This is a genomic window from Pantoea endophytica (genome assembly GCF_002858935.1).
GTDB lineage: Bacteria > Pseudomonadota > Gammaproteobacteria > Enterobacterales > Enterobacteriaceae > Pantoea > Pantoea leporis.
The window spans coordinates 561,142-577,644 of the sequence record NZ_PJRT01000005.1 but is presented as its reverse complement, the minus strand read 5'-3'; the positions used below and the strand labels follow the sequence as shown (position 1 = coordinate 577,644).

The 16,503-nt window shown below is 53.8% G+C and carries 18 protein-coding genes and 1 pseudogene; 10 read left to right on the top strand and 9 right to left on the bottom strand.

Features of this window, described 5'->3' with window-relative positions; all coding sequences use genetic code 11:
- Window positions 1-2 precede the first annotated feature (2 nt).
- The 4 genes from PZBJ_RS05110 to PZBJ_RS05095 form a co-directional block, all read right to left on the bottom strand.
- Window positions 3-953 carry an FAD binding domain-containing protein gene (locus PZBJ_RS05110; protein WP_101761498.1) on the bottom strand — a complete coding sequence of 317 codons (951 nt, stop codon included), beginning with the start codon at window positions 951-953 and terminating at the stop codon, window positions 3-5.
- Complete coding sequence (gene paoA, locus PZBJ_RS05105) at window positions 950-1,498, bottom strand: aldehyde dehydrogenase iron-sulfur subunit PaoA (protein ID WP_101761497.1); 549 nt, start codon at window positions 1,496-1,498, stop codon at window positions 950-952. Before paoA ends, PZBJ_RS05110 begins: the two co-directional genes overlap by 4 nt.
- Window positions 1,499-1,694: 196 nt before the next feature.
- The gene (locus PZBJ_RS05100; RefSeq protein WP_206098196.1) at window positions 1,695-1,916 is read right to left on the bottom strand and encodes a hypothetical protein; all 222 of its coding nucleotides are present in this window, start codon (window positions 1,914-1,916) and stop codon (window positions 1,695-1,697) included.
- Between the two features lie 101 nt (window positions 1,917-2,017).
- Complete coding sequence (locus tag PZBJ_RS05095; protein WP_101761496.1) at window positions 2,018-2,935, bottom strand: LysR family transcriptional regulator; 918 nt, start codon at window positions 2,933-2,935, stop codon at window positions 2,018-2,020.
- A 128-nt stretch (window positions 2,936-3,063) separates the two neighbouring features.
- On the opposite strand from PZBJ_RS05095, the gene PZBJ_RS05090 reads away from it, so the two are divergent.
- Window positions 3,064-3,327, top strand: a complete 264-nt coding sequence (locus PZBJ_RS05090) for a DUF2798 domain-containing protein (protein WP_101761495.1) — start codon at window positions 3,064-3,066, stop codon at window positions 3,325-3,327.
- 27 nt (window positions 3,328-3,354) lie between these two features.
- Here PZBJ_RS05090 and PZBJ_RS05085 read toward each other — a convergent pair.
- Window positions 3,355-3,687, bottom strand: a pseudogene (locus tag PZBJ_RS05085) (LysR substrate-binding domain-containing protein); the annotation flags it as partial.
- A gap of 82 nt (window positions 3,688-3,769) precedes the next feature.
- Between PZBJ_RS05085 and PZBJ_RS05080 the strand changes: the two are divergent.
- Window positions 3,770-4,219, top strand: a complete 450-nt coding sequence (locus tag PZBJ_RS05080; protein WP_101761493.1) for an NUDIX hydrolase — start codon at window positions 3,770-3,772, stop codon at window positions 4,217-4,219.
- A 101-nt stretch (window positions 4,220-4,320) separates the two neighbouring features.
- On the opposite strand, the gene PZBJ_RS05075 is transcribed toward PZBJ_RS05080, so the two are convergent.
- Both PZBJ_RS05075 and PZBJ_RS05070 read right to left on the bottom strand, forming a co-directional pair.
- Complete coding sequence (locus tag PZBJ_RS05075; RefSeq protein WP_101761492.1) at window positions 4,321-4,764, bottom strand: VOC family protein; 444 nt, start codon at window positions 4,762-4,764, stop codon at window positions 4,321-4,323.
- Between the two features lie 70 nt (window positions 4,765-4,834).
- Window positions 4,835-5,338 (bottom strand): GNAT family N-acetyltransferase, encoded by a 504-nt coding sequence (locus tag PZBJ_RS05070; protein WP_101761491.1) that lies wholly within the window; start codon window positions 5,336-5,338, stop codon window positions 4,835-4,837.
- Window positions 5,339-5,734: 396 nt separating this feature from the next.
- Here PZBJ_RS05070 and PZBJ_RS05060 point away from each other — a divergent pair, with 396 nt between their 5' ends.
- Together PZBJ_RS05060 and PZBJ_RS05055 are read left to right on the top strand one after the other, a co-directional pair.
- Window positions 5,735-6,340 (top strand): helix-turn-helix transcriptional regulator, encoded by a 606-nt coding sequence (locus tag PZBJ_RS05060; RefSeq protein ID WP_158238596.1) that lies wholly within the window; start codon window positions 5,735-5,737, stop codon window positions 6,338-6,340.
- A gap of 150 nt (window positions 6,341-6,490) precedes the next feature.
- Window positions 6,491-7,483 (top strand): sugar phosphate isomerase/epimerase family protein, encoded by a 993-nt coding sequence (locus PZBJ_RS05055; protein WP_101761489.1) that lies wholly within the window; start codon window positions 6,491-6,493, stop codon window positions 7,481-7,483.
- A gap of 171 nt (window positions 7,484-7,654) precedes the next feature.
- Here PZBJ_RS05055 and PZBJ_RS05050 read toward each other — a convergent pair whose 3' ends face one another.
- Complete coding sequence (locus tag PZBJ_RS05050; protein ID WP_101761488.1) at window positions 7,655-8,659, bottom strand: LacI family DNA-binding transcriptional regulator; 1,005 nt, start codon at window positions 8,657-8,659, stop codon at window positions 7,655-7,657.
- Between the two features lie 310 nt (window positions 8,660-8,969).
- Here PZBJ_RS05050 and PZBJ_RS05045 point away from each other — a divergent pair, with 310 nt between their 5' ends.
- On the top strand, window positions 8,970-9,893 hold the full coding sequence (locus PZBJ_RS05045; protein ID WP_101761487.1) for a substrate-binding domain-containing protein: 924 nt from the start codon (window positions 8,970-8,972) through the stop codon (window positions 9,891-9,893).
- A 137-nt stretch (window positions 9,894-10,030) separates the two neighbouring features.
- On the top strand, window positions 10,031-10,846 hold the full coding sequence (locus PZBJ_RS05040) for a creatininase family protein (protein ID WP_101761486.1): 816 nt from the start codon (window positions 10,031-10,033) through the stop codon (window positions 10,844-10,846).
- A 47-nt stretch (window positions 10,847-10,893) separates the two neighbouring features.
- On the opposite strand, the gene PZBJ_RS05035 is transcribed toward PZBJ_RS05040, so the two are convergent.
- The gene (locus tag PZBJ_RS05035; RefSeq protein WP_101761485.1) at window positions 10,894-11,793 is read right to left on the bottom strand and encodes a LysR family transcriptional regulator; all 900 of its coding nucleotides are present in this window, start codon (window positions 11,791-11,793) and stop codon (window positions 10,894-10,896) included.
- Window positions 11,794-11,898: 105 nt separating this feature from the next.
- On the opposite strand from PZBJ_RS05035, the gene PZBJ_RS05030 reads away from it, so the two are divergent.
- The 4 genes from PZBJ_RS05030 to PZBJ_RS05015 are packed head-to-tail and all read left to right on the top strand — an operon-like array spanning window position 11,899 to window position 16,502.
- Window positions 11,899-12,909, top strand: a complete 1,011-nt coding sequence (locus PZBJ_RS05030) for a BMP family protein (protein WP_101761484.1) — start codon at window positions 11,899-11,901, stop codon at window positions 12,907-12,909.
- Between the two features lie 5 nt (window positions 12,910-12,914).
- Window positions 12,915-14,468, top strand: coding sequence for an ABC transporter ATP-binding protein (locus tag PZBJ_RS05025; RefSeq protein ID WP_101761483.1), 1,554 nt, complete (start codon window positions 12,915-12,917; stop codon window positions 14,466-14,468).
- Window positions 14,452-15,567 carry an ABC transporter permease gene (locus tag PZBJ_RS05020; protein ID WP_101761482.1) on the top strand — a complete coding sequence of 372 codons (1,116 nt, stop codon included), beginning with the start codon at window positions 14,452-14,454 and terminating at the stop codon, window positions 15,565-15,567. The genes PZBJ_RS05025 and PZBJ_RS05020 overlap by 17 nt, the downstream gene beginning before the upstream one ends.
- Window positions 15,564-16,502: an ABC transporter permease gene (locus PZBJ_RS05015; protein WP_101761481.1), complete on the top strand. Its 939-nt coding sequence runs from the start codon at window positions 15,564-15,566 to the stop codon at window positions 16,500-16,502. Before PZBJ_RS05020 ends, PZBJ_RS05015 begins: the two co-directional genes overlap by 4 nt.
- Window position 16,503: the final 1 nt, after the last annotated feature.

Here is a 16,503-nt window from a genome sequence, read left to right as displayed (position 1 = left end):
AGTTATCCCCTCGCTTCTGCCAATACGGAAGCGAGCGTTCGCTGCGCCAGAATGATCTTAAACTCGTTTTCAGCGGTAGGTTGCGCCGTGGCGAACAGCCGATCGCTCACTGCCTGCGCGCCCTGAATCAGCGCATTGTCCGCCTCTGCCAACCGCCACGGCTGATGTGCCACGCCACCGAGCGCCACGCGACCGGATTTATCCGGCTGAATGATGGCGGCAACAGAGACCAGCGCAAAAGCGTAAGACGCGCGGTCGCGCACCTTGCGGTAAATGTGCGTGCCGCCCAGCGGAGCCGGCAGTGTAACGGCCACAATCAGCTCGCCAGGAGTGAGCACGGTTTCCAGATGCGGCGTATTGCCAGGCGCACGATAGAATTCAGCAATCGGGATTTTGCGCTCTCGCCCATCCGGGCTGACCGTTTCCACTACCGCATCCAGCAAACGCATCGCCACCGCCATATCGCTCGGATGGGTGGCGATACAGGCCTGGCTGGTTCCGACCACCGCATGCTGGCGACTGAAGCCATCCAGCGCCGCGCAGCCGCTGCCGGGTAAACGTTTGTTGCACGGTTGGTTGGTGTCATAGAAGTAGGGGCAACGCGTGCGCTGCAGCAGATTACCTGCGGTTGTCGCCTGATTACGTAACTGGCCGGAAGCGCCAGCCACTAACGCGCGCGACAGCACGCCATAATCACGGCGAATACGCGCATCGGCCGCCAGATCGGTGTTACGCACCAATGCGCCGATGCGTAATCCGCCATCGGCTGTGGCCTCGATTTTGTCCAGCTCAAGCCCATTCACATCAATAAGATGCGCGGGCGTCTCAATCTCCAGCTTCATCAGATCGAGCAGATTGGTGCCGCCGGCGATGAATTTGGCATTGGTATGTTGCTGGGCGCTGGTAGCGGCTTCAGCCGGGGTTTTGACCCGCTGGTAAGTGAAGGCTTTCATGATTCCAGACCCTCCGCGTACTCTTCAATCGCCGCAAGAATGTTGGAATAGGCACCGCAGCGGCAGATATTGCCACTCATGCGCTCACGAATTTCATCCGCAGTCACGTTGGGCGCGGAAACCAGATCGTGGGTGACGTGGCTGGGAATGCCCGCTTTGATCTCTTCCAGCACCGCCATCGATGAACATATTTGCCCAGGCGTGCAGTAGCCGCACTGGTAACCATCATGTTTGATGAACGCCGCCTGCAAGGGATGCAGCTCATCCGGATTTCCCAAACCTTCAATGGTAGTGATTTCTGCATCCTGCTGCATTACCGCTAAGGTCAGGCACGCGTTGATGCGACGTCCGTTGACCATCACCGTACAGGCACCACATTGGCCGTGATCGCAGCCTTTTTTGGTGCCGGTCAAATGCAGGTGCTCACGCAATGCGTCCAGCAGCGTAGTGCGGGTATCAACGTTTAATTGCTGCTGTATACCGTTGACTTTGAAGCTGATCGGCGCCATTGACGGCACAGGTGTTGTTAAGTGTTGGCTGCTCATGCCAAACCTCCAGTAAAAGGGTTAAATGTTGGGGTACAACTTATTTTTGTATGGTTTTAGAAGGGTAAGCATAGTCGGCATCTGCGAAAGCATTATCCGTAATCACTAAATGGGTTTATGAGCGGGAGTAATAAAAGCAGGTTAGGGCGCTGAATGGCCCGAGAAAACGGCGCTTTTTTGGGGCCGCAGCGGCTAACTATTTCGCCAGGTTTTTGATGTTTTCGTCAATGCGCGCCTGGAGAAAGCGTAGCGTTTCCGCAGTGATTTGCTCTGGGAACAAATCGGCCGCTTTGCGGGCAAAGCCAGATGCAACCGAACTGTAATTATCGATGATATCGCCTACCTGCGCTGGCGTGAGTTCAGTTTCCTGTTGCCCGAGCGCTAATCCCGCTCTGGCCGCGACATCCGCCTGCTTCATCCGCTCAACAGCTTGACGATTTCTTTGGTTTTGCTGAGTGTTAAATCCAGCATATTGTGTCTTATCGTCCAAAAATGACTTTAACACCCAATATTATAGAGTTAATCAACGCTTTCGGCGAGTTGTTGTTCCAGAAAGGCAATAAACGCTCTTACCTTTGCATTCAGCGCCGAACGCTCGTTGACGCAGGCATAAATATTCATCGGTGAAGCCACTACGTCGCTTTTCTCACCTTGATCTGAGTGGAATAAAGGTATTAGTTGACCACTCTCGAGCAACGGCTGAGCAATAAAACTCGCCAGCCGGGCAATTCCACCGCCGTTTTCGGCAATTTTCGCGATGATATCAATATCATCGCTGATGAATTCTGGGTTGAGCTTTGCATTCACCGGCTGGCCATTGACCATAAACGTCCACGGAAGAAAGCGTCCGTCGGTTGGATAGCGGAAAACCAAACAGGCGTGCTGGCTCAGATCTTCAGGCGTTTTAGGGATGCCCGCACGCGCCAGATAAGCGGGTGCCGCGCAGAAGATAAAGGGTAATGAGGCAATTTTGCGGGCGATCAATTGATCGTTCAGTTGCGCCTCAATACGAATACTGACGTCAACGCCTTCCAGGCGGTGGTCAACATTGCGATCGGTACTGATCAGTTCGATATCAATATCGGGGTAAGTTTGTTTAAAGGCAGGCATCAGTAGGGCGAGAATGTGTCTGCCAAATGCCGCCGTGGTGGCGATGCAAAGCGAACCCTGCGGTTTGGTTTCAATCGCTGCGGCCTGCGAGGCAAGGTCAATATCATGGGGAATGTGTCGGACTTTTTCGAAATAGCGTTTACCGCTTTCGGTTAACGTCATGCTGCGGGTAGTGCGGGAAAGCAGCCGCACACCCAAATGCGTCTCCAGACGCGCAACACTTTGGCTTACCGCCGCTGGACTCATTCCTTTCGCCCGCGCGGCGGCGGCAATGCTGCCGTTCTCAACTACGCGAATAAAAGTGTTGATCAACCCCAGTAAATCCATAGATCCCTCAATGCGTGATTCGTTACTTTTACTTAATAATGATTAAAGCAGAAGCGTTCTACTCGCATCCTGATTCACTTGATAGGTTAGCGGCTGTTTTGCTTAAACTTACTGAAAAGGATCACGCTATGACAATAGCAACCGAGAAAAGTAGTGCTCGTCTACGCCTACCAAAGCACGTTTCACCTTACATCTTCGCGTTTTATATGGCGACTATAATGGCGTTTCTGATGAGCCTGGTCATTACCTTCGCCGAATTTGGCATCGGGCCGCATTATATGGAAAATGTGATGAATGCATATCAAGTTGCGATGCCCGCGGCTTTTGTTTGCATACTGGTAGTGCGCCCGATTGTGGTTCGGTTGGTGGGATTAACGGTGCATGGTCATTGAGTCGTTTGATGCTCCCTCACATCAGTTTTATTGGGGGCTTCCAACTCTGCTCTGTAAAAAATCGATGAACGCTCGTACTTTTTCAGGTACATGGCGCGTGTTGGGGTAAAGCGCATAAATTCCTTGACGGGGAAAATGATGATCTGGCAGTAGTTGGATCAAATTCCCCAGGCGCAACTCTTCCTGCACAAGCCAGGCAGGTAAGAGGGCAACACCAGCCCCTCCAAGAGCAAAAGCCAAGAGCGAAGCAGCGTTGTCAGCCATGATCATGGCAGGACTATGTACGTTGAAAACTACGCTCTCACCTTCGGGTGTTGAAACTTGCAAACCTGAGATGTCCAATATTCTGTAATAACATATGATTTAACTTTGGCTCTATTTTATTTTTATCCTCAAAATCAGTTATGCTGACCTGCATTGAAAATGAAAAAGGAATTATCCATTGCGTACCCGTGATTCTGCACGTTTGCTTATTATGAACTTCCTTAATCAGGTCTTATTATTCAAGTTCAGGCATGAGAAGGATGCGCTGGCAGGTAAAGTATACTGGGCAACTCCCGGTGGAGGCGTGGAATCAGAAGAGACTTTTGAGCAGGCAGCCATTCGGGAACTTAGAGAAGAAACAGGCATTTATGTTAATGATGTAGGACAGGCGTTAACGGAGAGAACCTTTGAAATGACTCTGCCCAGCGGTGAGGTGGTTCTGGCACATGAGCGATTTTATTTTATTAAAATAGGCGATGAAGATATCAGTACCAGCGGATGGACTGAAAATGAAAAATCAGTCATCAATAGTTATCATTGGTGGGATCTTAATGAACTCCGAAATACTGACGACGTTGTTTATCCCTCAAATATCCCTGATATCTGCTCAAATGCCTCATCAATCTAAGTGCGTATAATCATGATTATGTTAAATCAAGCATCTCATCGCGCACTCATACCACGTCTAAACCCGATATCAACCGTCACCCTTTCAAGTGACGTTTTAGGTTAAACACCCGCGTTAAGGCGGCTGGTAATAATCTCAAGGCCAATCTGTTGGCCGTATGAAAGTTCAAGCGTGTTGCCGTCGGGATCGGCGAAGAATGCCCAATAACCGACGGGAGCGGCTGATTGTTGCGCTGGGCGGCGTAACACACCTTCGCATTCAGCCTGAGCAACCCTGGCATCAATCTCTTCTTTACTGTCACACGCAACGCCTATATGACCAAACGGACCCAGAGGCGTATCCACTGTGGTTTGAGATTGCACCAACACCAACGCAAATGGACGCGTTAAATCAGAAAGCCATGCGACTTTTTGCGCTTCTGCAATGCCTGGTGCCCGCTCATGGATCACCTGCATCCCTGCGTAACGTTGATAGAAATCGATGCTGCGTTCTATATCTCTCACTTGCAGCGCTATGTGGCTAAAACCAATATCGTGCTCTTTCATATTCCAATCCTGTAAAATAAGCAGAATTGGAATATGACATAAAATGTTGATGGCACTTGTTCACGAATGCCTAAAGATGAAGCTCATACACCACGCAAGGCACATCGTAGTGTTGCTCAATCGCTTTGTAGGTCATGCCAAGCCGCTGCATCACCTTCTGCGAAGCGGCATTCTCAGGATCGGCCACCGCAACCAAATATTTAACGCCAACCTGTTCTACCGCAAACTTAACTATCGCCTGCGCGGCTTCGGTGGCAAAACCTTTGCCTTGATAATTGGCATTGAGACGCCAGCCAATTTCCAATGGCGCACCATCCTGATTGGCTAAATGCTGCAGACAGCAAGCACCGACGATTTCGCCAGACTCTTTTTCCCGCATCGCCCACCAGGAAAAACCATATTGTTGCCAGCGCGATTGAACGCGTTCAATACTCGTCAGGGTCTCTTCTGGCGTTTTAACTACGCCATTGCTGATGTAACGCATAATTTCCGGATCGCTTTCCATCGCTCGCAGTCCGTCAAAATGCGACAGCTCAAAGGGTTCCAGCCGCAGTCGGGTTGTTTCTAATTCCATCATTCCTCCACTTTATGAAGAGCCTACACCAGCGTCATCGCATACGGTGACGCTTCAGAAATATCCAGCTGCTGCGCCAGTTAACTATGTCGGCTATTTTACCCAACAGCAAATGAAACGCGCCAGGCTGATACACCACCCGCTGCCGTTCCTGGCTGTGCATCGCTGCATGTTCTTATTTTTGGTTCACATTTTTTTCAGTGGCAAGCCCGATGCAAGGCTAACGCCCAGCGCGGCCATACGTTCACCCAGCGGTTATATCTCAACAACACTGACATGCCTTTAAATCTGTAATCGCGAATTTGGGAAATTTCGTACAAACCTCCCTTCCCCAGTCCGATATTCATAGCACCGGGATCGCGCTTTAATGCCAGCATAATAAAGATGGGGATAACTATGTTGTCATTAACACTGATAGACAATAACAAATGGATTACTGAAGGGATTTCGCGTTATTTTGCCGGGAAATTTATTCATGTAAAAAATATAGATAGTGACGATATTGACTCAGCGCTGAGTAAGATCGCAGGAACGGATTTGCTCATCAGTGAATTAACCGCTTATGGCCGCGATGTGCAATTCTTTACCGAATTATTGCTAAAAGTCCAACGAACTTCGCCAGACACGCGGATTATCGTGCTAACCGATTTGCATGAGAAAGCGGTCATAAGCTATGTGGTCAGTTTGCTTCCAGGTGTTACTTTTCTCTCTAAAAAGTGCAGTCTGAAAGCGCTTTCTGATGCTGTATTAGGTTTACCGTTGGCTACAGAATTTGAGGCGGATGTTCGCCGCACCAAGCAAACCCTTTCAGCGCGGGAGTTCGGCTTATTGCGCATGCTGGGGCAAACCAGCAATCTCACCGATATTGGATACAAACTGCATCTCAGTTGCAAAACCATCAGCCATCATCGGCAGAGTATTATTCGCAAGCTCAACTGCGCCAACAATAAAGAGTTATTCAGCCGGTTAAGCCGGATGGGATATCACAGCAAACCGGTTTGAACAAAGGGGCATGGCATCGAATATTGTGTGATTACGGTTGCATTTCCGTCAATGATTGCTGGTTAACTGCGCACGCCGAGGCGCAGAATGGAATATATAACCATATATGAATATATATTCAATGACGCAATCATCTGAGGAGAAGGTCTAATGAGTTCCTACACGTATCCGAAATTTGGTGCCGGATTGTGGCACTTCGCCAACTATATCGATCGCTACGCCGTAGATGGTTACGGGCCAGCGCTTAGCACCCTCGATCAGATTAAACTCGCTGGCAGCGTCGAGGACCTATCCTATGTTGATGTGCCCTATCCCTTCACCGAAGGCGTAACCGTAGCGCAGGTTAAACAAGCGCTCGCCGATGCCGGATTGAAAGCCATTGGCGTGACGCCAGAAATCTATCTGCGCCGCTTTTCACGCGGTGCTTTCACCAATCCCGACGCCGCCATTCGCCAACAGGCGTTTGATTTGATGCACGAAGCCGCCACCGTAGTGCGTGAGCTGGGGGCTAACTACGTGAAAGTCTGGCCGGGTCAGGATGGCTGGGATTATCCGTTCCAGGTCGATCATAAAAACCTGTGGAAGATGGCCGTAGAGGGTATGCGCGAACTGGCGAGCGCCAATCCAGACGTCAAATTTGCTATCGAGTACAAACCGCGCGAACCACGCGTGAAAATGACCTGGGATTCAGCTGCGCGTACGCTGCTTGGCATTGAGGATATTGGACTGGATAACGTTGGCGTGCTGCTCGATTTTGGTCATGCACTGTTTGCCGGTGAATCCCCAGCGGATTCCGCCCAGCTGATTATCGATCGTGGTCGTCTGTTTGGTATGGACGTCAACGACAACCTGCGCGGCTGGGATGACGATTTGGTGGTCGGTACCGTGCACATGACCGAGATTTTTGAGTTCTTCTATGTTCTGAAGATCAATAACTGGGACGGCGTGTGGCAGCTTGATCAATTCCCGTTCCGTGAAGATCATGTTGAAGCCGCCAATCTGTCGATTCGCTTCCTCAAACATATCTATCGCGCGCTGGATAAGCTGGATATCGCCGCGTTGCAGGAAGCGCAGCGTGAGCAAAACCCGCTGAAAGCGCAAAGAATTATTCAAAATGCGTTGCTGACCAGCATAGAACAGTGATTTTACGTCGTGGGTCGTCATTTATGGCGTAATGGTGATCAGTCAAGCGCCGAATCAAATTACCGCACCTTCCGTAGCGGCGCGATTTATCGCGCAATGAATTGCGCCGCTACAATGTGTGCTCTCGGTAATTACGGGTTTTCATGTCTTAACTGAGGAGCATTACGTCATTTATGGCGACCTCAAATGCGAACGCCGTACTCGCATTTCACCCCGCCGCCAATGCTCATCCGCACTCTCGCGACCATCAATCAATCGATTTAACGCTTCGGCGATCAGCAGATCAATACGTTGGCTAAAGGTGGTGAGTTGGCAGCCTGGCGCGCTGGCTTCTTCAATATCATCGAATCCCACCACCGCAATCCTTGGCCTGGTCGGGGCGGCGCGCATCGCTTCCATCGCGCCGAGCGCCAGCACATCGTTTTCACAGAACAGCGCATCAATTGCGGGCGCATCCGGTTGATGCAGATAATCGCTCATCGCTTGCCAGCTGCGTGCACGATCGTAGCTGCCGGCTTTAAGCAGCACATCAATTTGACAGCCCGCTTGTTGCAGCGTCGCTTCAAATCCCTCTTTGCGCAGCAGATGTGACGTTGGTGTATCCGGACCTTGCATAAAACCAAACCGTTGCGCGCCCTGCGCCAGCAACAGCTCGGCGATTTGCTTGCCGGCGGCATAACCATCAATCGCCACCACATCGATGCCCTGCGCATGCGTATTGCGATACAGCTGCACCAGCGGAATGTTGTACATATCCTCCACCAACGTAATCAGCTGCGCCGATAACACCGTACCGAGAAACAAAATGCCGTCGATCTGCAATTGATCCGCCTGCGTCATTACCGATCGATACGGCTCGCCGTCGGTGATGTTGAGGATCAACGCCATATAGCCGCGACGTTGTAGCTGCTGCGTAGCTTCATTGAGAATCATCAGCGTATGCGGATTTTTCAGCTCGTCGATCACCACGCCAATAATATGCGTTTTCTTCTTTACCAGACTACGCGCCAGCAAATTGGGCCGATATCCCAGCTCTTTAGCGATGCGCATCACCTTCTCGCGCGCCTTCTCAGAGATTGAAGCGCCGGGCATAAACGCGCGCGATACCGTCCATTTCGATACGCCGGCAAGAAGCGCCACATCGCTGGCCGTGGCTTTTTTTACTGTTCTCGTCATCGGCTCCCTTCCGCAAATTAGCTGGCAAAAAGCGAGCATAGAGCGATTCCTCATGTAAGCAAGAGGCGATTTTTGCAAACTTTGCACCCGGTTGCATTTTTGTAATGCACTCGGGTGCAAATCGTGATGATTTTGTGATCGTGGTGATGAAATCGCTTTTTGCTGCGTTGACTATTTTTCAACCGTGCCAGAGAGTGAATGCAGCACATCGCGTTGTCCGTCTGAACATGATGTCAATCAGCGGGACTCATCCCGTTGATTTTGCACCCGGATGCAAAATAATTGAAACCTCCCCTACAGAGATAAAAAAATGAAATTATTCAAAGTACTAATGCTTATCTGCGGTTTGCTCAGTGTGTTCACTACCCAGGCGAAAACCTACATGGTTGGCGTCGCTCTGGCTAATCTCGATCTCAATTTTGTTTCCATCTTACGAAGCCAGATGGAAAAGCAGCTTAAAGACAAAGGGCTTAACAGCCAGTTTGCCGATGCCAAAGGCGATGTATCTCTGCAAATCCAGCAGGTGGATGATTTCATCAATCAGGGCGCAGACGCGATCATCATCAACCCGGTGGATACGCAAGGCGTAATGCCGGTTATCGCCGCCGCGCAAAAAGCCAATATCCCGCTGATCTTCGTGAACCGTAAACCCGAAGTGAAACTGACCGGTAAAATGGCCTATGTCGGTTCCGACTCAGCGTTAAGCGGCAAAATGGAGATCGAAGCTTTAGCCAAACGTCTGGATAACAAAGGAAATATCGCCATTCTGATGGGCGCCCTCTCCACCGAAGAAGCACGTCAGCGCACCAAAGCGGTTGAAGATTATGTGAAGGATCATCCCGGCCTGAAAGTGATTCAGAAACAGAGCGCCAACTGGCAGCGCAACGAAGCGGTCGATAAAACCCTGTCATGGTTGCAGGATGGGAATGATATCAACGCCATCATCGCGAACAACGATGAAATGGCGATCGGGGCGATTATGGCGCTCGATCAGTTGAAGAAAAACAATGTGTTAGTCGCCGGCATCGACGGCACGCCGGATGGTTTGCAGTTTATTAAGAACGGCAAAATGGCGGTGACGATCTTCCAGGATGCGAAAGGCCAGGCGACCGGTGCAGTCGATGTGGCTTACGACATGCTGAGCGGTAAAAAGACCGAAGCCTACAACTGGGTGCCATACCAGACGGTGACCAAAGAAAATTATCAGGAATTCACCAGTAAAAATCAGAAGTAACGCCGCTCTTGTTGGGTCGCCGATCATTCATGGCGACCTGCTTATGACCATTGCCTTTAAAGCAACGCTAAGTGCGAATTTTGTTGCTTCCATTGCACTATTAACCCGCTATGTTGGGGTTAAAAATGGAGGTCAACATGCTCAAACCGTCTTCGCCCTGGTGGTGGGATCTCTCAACCCGGGAATTCAGTGAACTTGATATGGCGAATATCGTCGCCGTGCTGCCGATTGGCGCAGTTGAACAACATGGCCCGCATCTGCCGGTGCGTGTGGATGCGGCGATCAACGCCGGCATTATTCAACGCGCGGTGGAATTATTGCTCGACGATCTTCCTTTGCTGGTGCTGCCCGCGCTGCCGATGGGTAAATCGGATGAACATCTTGCCTATCCCGGCACCCTTTCGCTGCCGTATGACGTGTTAGGCAAAGTGTGGTTCGAAGTCGCGAAAAGCGCCTGGCGCGCCGGAATTCGCAAGCTGATTTTCTGGAACTCGCACGGCGGACAGCCGCAGCTGATGGAGATCGTCTGTCGCCAGCTGCGCATCGAACTGGGCATGTTTGCCGTCAGCGCCAGCTGGTTCCGTACCATTGATGCATCGGATCTCTACAGCGCGCATGAACTTAATCACGGCATTCACGGCGGTGAATCAGAAACCAGCATGATGCTGCATTTGCACCCTGAACTGGTGCAGATGCTGCACGCCGCTAATTTCGTTTCCACTTCGGTGGCGCTTGAAGCGACCGGCGGTATTTTAACGCCGGAAGGCGGCATTGGTTTTGGCTGGATGGCGCAGGATCTGCATCTGTCTGGTGCCACCGGCAACGCCGCAGCGGCGGATGCTGAGCGCGGTGCGATTGCCACCGATCGTGCTGCGCATGCGCTGCTGAAGCTGGCACGCGAAGTGAACGATTTCGATATTCATTTCCTGACCGATCGCACCGCAGTCTCGTAGGGTCGCCATGTAAGGTGACCAAGTGCGCATTAATGCGCACCCTACGATTAACGCAATTCCGACATCATCCCTTTAATGGTTTCGGCGAACACGCTACCAATCGCGCTGGTACCACGATCGTGGCCGATCAACATCAGCGTTTGCGTGTGCTGCGCCAGTTCGCGCACCGGAATATAGATTAACCGGCCGCTGCGCTGGTCAGATTCAATGTCAATCGGCGTGAGAAACGTGAGAGTTTGATCCATCATCGCCGACTGGCGCATTACCTCGATCGAATTGGTTTCAATAACTGGCTGCATATTGATCGAGGCACGCGCGAACACTTCATTTAGGTAAGGCCGAATCACCATCGATTTGTCGGCAATCACCACCGGATACGGCAAGCAATCACTCAAACGTAAACTGGACTTCTCCGCCAGCGGGTGCCCCGCGCCCACCACCGCGCCCAATCGCACCGGCACGCTGGCAATGTTGCGATGTACCGGCTGCAGGTCGAAATCAAATCCAATCCCCAAATCGGCCTCGCCACTTGCCACCGCGTTAGTGATGTTCTCGCCGGTGGTGAGTTGTTGCAGCAGCAATTTCACCCGCGGATTGGCGCGGCGAAACTCCGCTGCCACGCGCGGAATCAGGTTCGCCGCTAATCCACTCATCATCGCCACCGTCACTTCGCCGCGCCGCAGTCCTTTCAGCTCTTCGATTTTCATCTGCGCGATTTCAATCTCTTTAAAGCTCTGCCGCACATGATGAATCAGCGCTTCACCGGCGGCGGTAAGAATCATTTTACGCGGCAAACGCTGAAACAGCGGCGTGCCCAGCTCCTCTTCCAGCGCAATCAGCTGGCGGTTAATCGCCGACGCGGAGATGTGTAGCCGTTCAGCCGCTTTGCGAATTGAACCGCTGCGCGCCACCTGATCGATATACACAAACAAACGATGTTGCAGCATATTCCCCCTGCGTTGCCTTTTAGGCATCGGTAAGTACTAAAAATGATGCTTTTAAGATAATGCTCTTCCGGTGATTAATACATCAAAACCACACCAGGAGAACACATGATGGCAGACGTATCCCGCAGAAAGTTTGCGAAGTTAGTGGCTGGCGCACTGTTGTTACCCGCGCTGGCACCGATGTTGTCGCGCAAAGCGATGGCGGCGAATAACACCATAAAAATCGCCCTGCTATTGCCCGGCTCGGTTGCCGATGGCGGCTGGAGTTCGCTGGCGTATGCCGGATTGCAGAGCCTGCAAAAAGCCGGTTTCAGCGTGGCGCACAGCGAAAGCGTGTCGCAGGCGCAGATGGATCAAACCATACGTGGCTACGCCGATGACGGTTACACGCTGATCATTGGCCACAGCTTTGAATACGGCTCGGCGTTTGCCGAAATCGCGCCGGAATATCCTGACACCTATTTCTTCGCGTCCACCTTCAAGCCAGGCGAAAAATCACCGGACAACGTGGAATACGTCAACCTCGCCTATCTGCAAGGCGCCTATGCCGCCGGTGCGCTGGCGGCGCTGATCTCCGAAAAAGGCAAAGCGGTCGGCTTTGTGGGCGGCGGCGATAATCCCACGCAGCAGGCAATGATGCGCGCCTTTATTCAGGCCGCTGAGAAAACCCGTCCGGGCATCAAAGGCATGGGCGTGGTGACCGGCGATTACGACAACGCCGCCAAAGGCCGTGAAGCTGCCACCACCATGATTGGCAACGGCGCGGATGTGATTTGGCATGCCGCAGACGTCACCGGCCTCGGCGCGATGCAAGGCGCGGCAGCGGCGAAAGTCAAAGCTATCGGCTGCTATGTCGATCAGCGTGATGTCGCGCCAGATTATGTTGCCTGCAGCTTCCGCCAGAACCTCGACTGGATGGTGGAACAGGTTGGCGAGTCGATGGCGAATAAAACCTTCAAAGGCGGCGACGAATGGCACCCCACCGTTGGCAAAGCCTGGTCGGTGGTCAATGGCAGCGAACATTACAACGCCAAACTCGTGAGTGCCAGCGCATGGGCTAGCTTCCAGCAGATCTGGCAGCAGCTTGATAGCGGCGCGCTGAAGCCAGTGGTTTAACCATCATGACAGCAACAGCAAACATCCGCGTCGCGCTGAAAAATATCACCAAACGCTTTGCGCGCGTGGTGGCCAATGATGACGTGTCGCTCAGCATTAAAGCCGGCGAAATCCACGCGCTGCTGGGTGAAAACGGCGCGGGCAAAAGCACGCTGATGCAAATCCTTTACGGCCTGTATCAGGCCGATGAAGGCAGCATTGAGGTGGATGGCCAGGCGCAGCGTTTTCGCGATCCCAGCGATGCCATCGCCTGCGGCATTGGCATGGTGCATCAGGAATTCATGCTGGTGCAGCCGATGAGCGTGGTGGAAAACGTGGTGCTGGGATTGAAAGAAGCCGCCAGCGGCGTACTTGATCTGCGCGCGGCGGCGGCGCGTTTGCAGGCGCTGTCGGATAAACACGGGCTGGCGATCGATCCCTGGGCGAAAGTGCAGCATTTGCCGATTGGCGTGCAGCAACGTGTGGAGATCCTCAAGCTGTTGTACCGTGATGCGCAGGTGCTGATTCTCGACGAACCGACGGCGGTGCTGACGCCGCAGGAGAAAGCCGGCCTGTTCGCTACCCTGAAATCACTGTGCGCAGAAGGCCGTTCGGTAGTGATTGTCACTCACAAACTGTATGAAATCATGGCGATTGCCCATCACGTTTCGGTGATGCGCGGCGGCAAAATGGTGGATTCGGTGGATATTAAAGACACCTCGGAGCGCGATCTGGCACGCCGCATGGTTGGGCGCGATGTGGTGCTGCGCGTCGAAAAAACGCCGTGCCAGCCGGGCAAAACCGTGTTGCAGGTGGATAGCATTGCGGTGCGTGATGCCAGCGGCCAGCAGAAAATCTGGCGCGTGTCGCTCAACGTCGCCGCTGGCGAAATCCTCGGCATTGCCGGTGTGGAAGGCAACGGTCAATCGGAGCTGGCGGAAGCGCTCCTTAACCTGCGTGAACTGGAAGCAGGCCGCATTCTGCTGAATGGCGAAGACATCAGCGACGATTCCCCCGCTACGCGCCGCCATAAAGGCATCAGTTTTATTCCGGCGGATCGGCGTGGCGTCGGTTCGGTGACCGATTTATCGATTACCGATAACGCCATGCTCGGCCGCCAGCGCACCTTTACCCGCGCGGGCGGCTGGCTGCTGGATCGCCAGCGCATTAGCCAGCATGCGCGCGACATCATCGCCCGCTTTGCGGTACGCACGCCGGATGCCGATTTCGAAGCCGGAAAACTCTCCGGCGGTAACCTGCAAAAGTTGATTCTCGGGCGCGAAGTCGCCAGCAATCCCTGCTTATTAGTGGTTGAACAGCCCACGCGTGGGCTGGATGTCGGCGCGATTGAGAGCGTGTGGCAGGGTTTGATGGCGGCGCGCGATCGCGGCTGCGCCATTCTGATGATCTCCGCCGAGCTGGAGGAGATCATCAATCTCTCCGATCGCATCGCGGTGATGTACAGCGGCCAGATTGCCGGAGAAATGGACGCCGCCGACGCCACGCCAGAACGCCTCGGCGAACTGATGGCGGGCGCGCACCTGAAAAAAACCAGAGGCAACCATGAAGAAGCTGCTTGAGCGACGTCTGGCGCCCGCCGAATCCAGCGGCGCGCTAGTATTAACCAGTTTTTGCGGCATCCTTGCCGCTTTCATCATTGCCGGCTTGCTGTTTATCCCGTTTGGCGGCAATCCGCTCTCGGCTTATGGCTTCCTGTTTGATGCCGCTTTTGGCTCGCTGCGCAGCTTCGGTCTCAGCCTGGTGCAATCCACGCCGCTGATGCTGATCGCGCTGGCAACCATCGTTGTGTGGCGCGCCGGGCTCGGTTATATCGGCTTCGAAGGCTGTTTTCTGCTGGGTGCCGCGGCGGCCAGCTGGATCGCGCTGTCGGGTACGCCGCAAGGCTTTCCGTGGGCGATTCCCGCGCTGCTCTACTGGCCGATGGTGCTGATTACCGCCTTCCTCGCGGGCGCCATTTGGGCCGGTTGGGTTGGCGCGTTACGGGTGAAATTTGGCGGCAACGATGTGCTGATTTCGCTGATGGCCAACTATGTGGCGCTGTTCATGGTGCAGTATCTGGTTTCCGGCCCAATGCGCGCGCCGGGCGATCTGCCGCAGACGCCACGTTTGCCGGTGGAGAGCTGGCTGCCGTTTGTGATGAACGGCATGCGCGCACATTGGGGCATCGCCATCGCGCTAGTCGCCACGCTGTTTGTCTTCTGGCTGATGCGTGCCACGCCCGCCGGTTTCGAAATCAAAATTGCCGGGCTGAATCCGCGCGCGGCGCGCTACAGCGGCGTGGATGTCAATCGCCGCCAAATGGGCGCGGTGCTGCTCGGCGGCGGATTGGCTGCGCTGGCGGGATTGTGCGCGGTATTAGGCGTGCAACATCGCCTGATGGAAGGCATTTCCGGCGGCGTCGGCTTTATCGGCGTGGTGGTGGCTTTGCTGGCACGCCTCAATCCGCTGCTGGTGATCCCGACCGCCATTCTCTATGGCGGGCTGGAAGTGGGCGGTAGCGCCATGCAGCGCCAAACTGGCTTACCCACTTCGGTGGTGCTGATTCTGCAAAGTCTGGTGGTGCTACTGATTCTGGCGGGCGATCTGCTGCGCTATTACCGCATCAACCTGCCCGGCGGGCGTAAATCGCGCAGCCATCTGGCGGAGGAACACTCATGAATCTGTGGATGAATCTCGATACCGCTTTTTTCGTCAGTTGGCTGGCCGCCGCAGTGCGCCTTGCCGGTCCGGTATTACTGGCGGCGCTGGGCGAGATCTATGCCGAACGCTCCGGCGTACTGAATATCGGTATTGAAGGCACTATTCTGCTGGGCGCGCTTTCCAGCCACATGACGGCGGTGGAGAGCGGATCGACCGCGCTGGGCTTTATCGCCGGTGGCGTCGGCGGACTGCTGGTTGGCTGCGTGCTGGCGGCGCTCTACCTGCGCGCCCATGCCAGCCAGATTGTGGTGGGCATCGTCTTCAATATATTGGCAGCGGGATTAGCCACCTGGATTTACGCGCTGGTGATGGGCAATGCATCCTCGCCCACCATCCCAATGCTCGAACCCTGGCATGTGCCGCTGCTCTCTTCGCTGCCGTTTATTGGCCCGATTCTGTTCCAGCAGCCGCTGCCGCTCTATCTCACTTTGCTGCTGGCGGTGCTGGCGCACTTTGGTCTGTTTCACACCCGCTTTGGCCTGTCGCTGCGTGCGGTGGGCGAAAACCCGTGCGCGGCACATGCCGCCGGGCTCAACGTGTTGAAGATCCGCACGTGGGGCGTGCTGTTCTCCTGCGTGGGCGCTGGATTGGCGGGCAGCTATCTGGTCACGGCGCAGATCGGCCTGTTCCGCGACAACATCGTCAGTGGACAAGGTTTTATCGCGCTGGCGATTGTCATCTTTGGACGCTGGAGCCCGCTTAAAGCGCTGGTCGCCGCTTTTATTTTTGGCGCCGCAGATGCCCTGCAACTCTCGCTACAGCTGTTTGAAAACACGCTGCCGCCGCAGGTGCTGCTGGCGCTGCCTTACTTGCTCACCATTCTGGCGATGTCCGGCGTGGTGGGACGCACATTGCAACCCGGCGCATTAACGCAGCCTTATCGAAAGGAATAAA

Excerpts from the sequence above, each read along its gene's own strand:
- PZBJ_RS05070 (WP_101761491.1), bottom strand. The coding sequence starts at position 5,338 with ATGGAATTAGAAACAACCCGACTGCGGCTGGAACCCTTTGAGCTGTCG.
- PZBJ_RS05030 (WP_101761484.1), top strand. The coding sequence starts at position 11,899 with ATGATGGCAGACGTATCCCGCAGAAAGTTTGCGAAGTTAGTGGCTGGC.
- PZBJ_RS05040 (WP_101761486.1), top strand. The coding sequence starts at position 10,031 with ATGCTCAAACCGTCTTCGCCCTGGTGGTGGGATCTCTCAACCCGGGAA.
- PZBJ_RS05095 (WP_101761496.1), bottom strand. The coding sequence starts at position 2,935 with ATGGATTTACTGGGGTTGATCAACACTTTTATTCGCGTAGTTGAGAAC.
- PZBJ_RS05055 (WP_101761489.1), top strand. The coding sequence starts at position 6,491 with ATGAGTTCCTACACGTATCCGAAATTTGGTGCCGGATTGTGGCACTTC.
- PZBJ_RS05075 (WP_101761492.1), bottom strand. The coding sequence starts at position 4,764 with ATGAAAGAGCACGATATTGGTTTTAGCCACATAGCGCTGCAAGTGAGA.
- PZBJ_RS05035 (WP_101761485.1), bottom strand. The coding sequence starts at position 11,793 with ATGCTGCAACATCGTTTGTTTGTGTATATCGATCAGGTGGCGCGCAGC.
- PZBJ_RS05020 (WP_101761482.1), top strand. The coding sequence starts at position 14,452 with ATGAAGAAGCTGCTTGAGCGACGTCTGGCGCCCGCCGAATCCAGCGGC.
- PZBJ_RS05110 (WP_101761498.1), bottom strand. The coding sequence starts at position 953 with ATGAAAGCCTTCACTTACCAGCGGGTCAAAACCCCGGCTGAAGCCGCT.
- PZBJ_RS05050 (WP_101761488.1), bottom strand. The coding sequence starts at position 8,659 with ATGACGAGAACAGTAAAAAAAGCCACGGCCAGCGATGTGGCGCTTCTT.
- PZBJ_RS05100 (WP_206098196.1), bottom strand. The coding sequence starts at position 1,916 with ATGAAGCAGGCGGATGTCGCGGCCAGAGCGGGATTAGCGCTCGGGCAA.
- PZBJ_RS05045 (WP_101761487.1), top strand. The coding sequence starts at position 8,970 with ATGAAATTATTCAAAGTACTAATGCTTATCTGCGGTTTGCTCAGTGTG.
- PZBJ_RS05025 (WP_101761483.1), top strand. The coding sequence starts at position 12,915 with ATGACAGCAACAGCAAACATCCGCGTCGCGCTGAAAAATATCACCAAA.
- PZBJ_RS05090 (WP_101761495.1), top strand. The coding sequence starts at position 3,064 with ATGACAATAGCAACCGAGAAAAGTAGTGCTCGTCTACGCCTACCAAAG.
- PZBJ_RS05060 (WP_158238596.1), top strand. The coding sequence starts at position 5,735 with ATGTTGTCATTAACACTGATAGACAATAACAAATGGATTACTGAAGGG.
- PZBJ_RS05015 (WP_101761481.1), top strand. The coding sequence starts at position 15,564 with ATGAATCTGTGGATGAATCTCGATACCGCTTTTTTCGTCAGTTGGCTG.
- paoA (WP_101761497.1), bottom strand. The coding sequence starts at position 1,498 with ATGAGCAGCCAACACTTAACAACACCTGTGCCGTCAATGGCGCCGATC.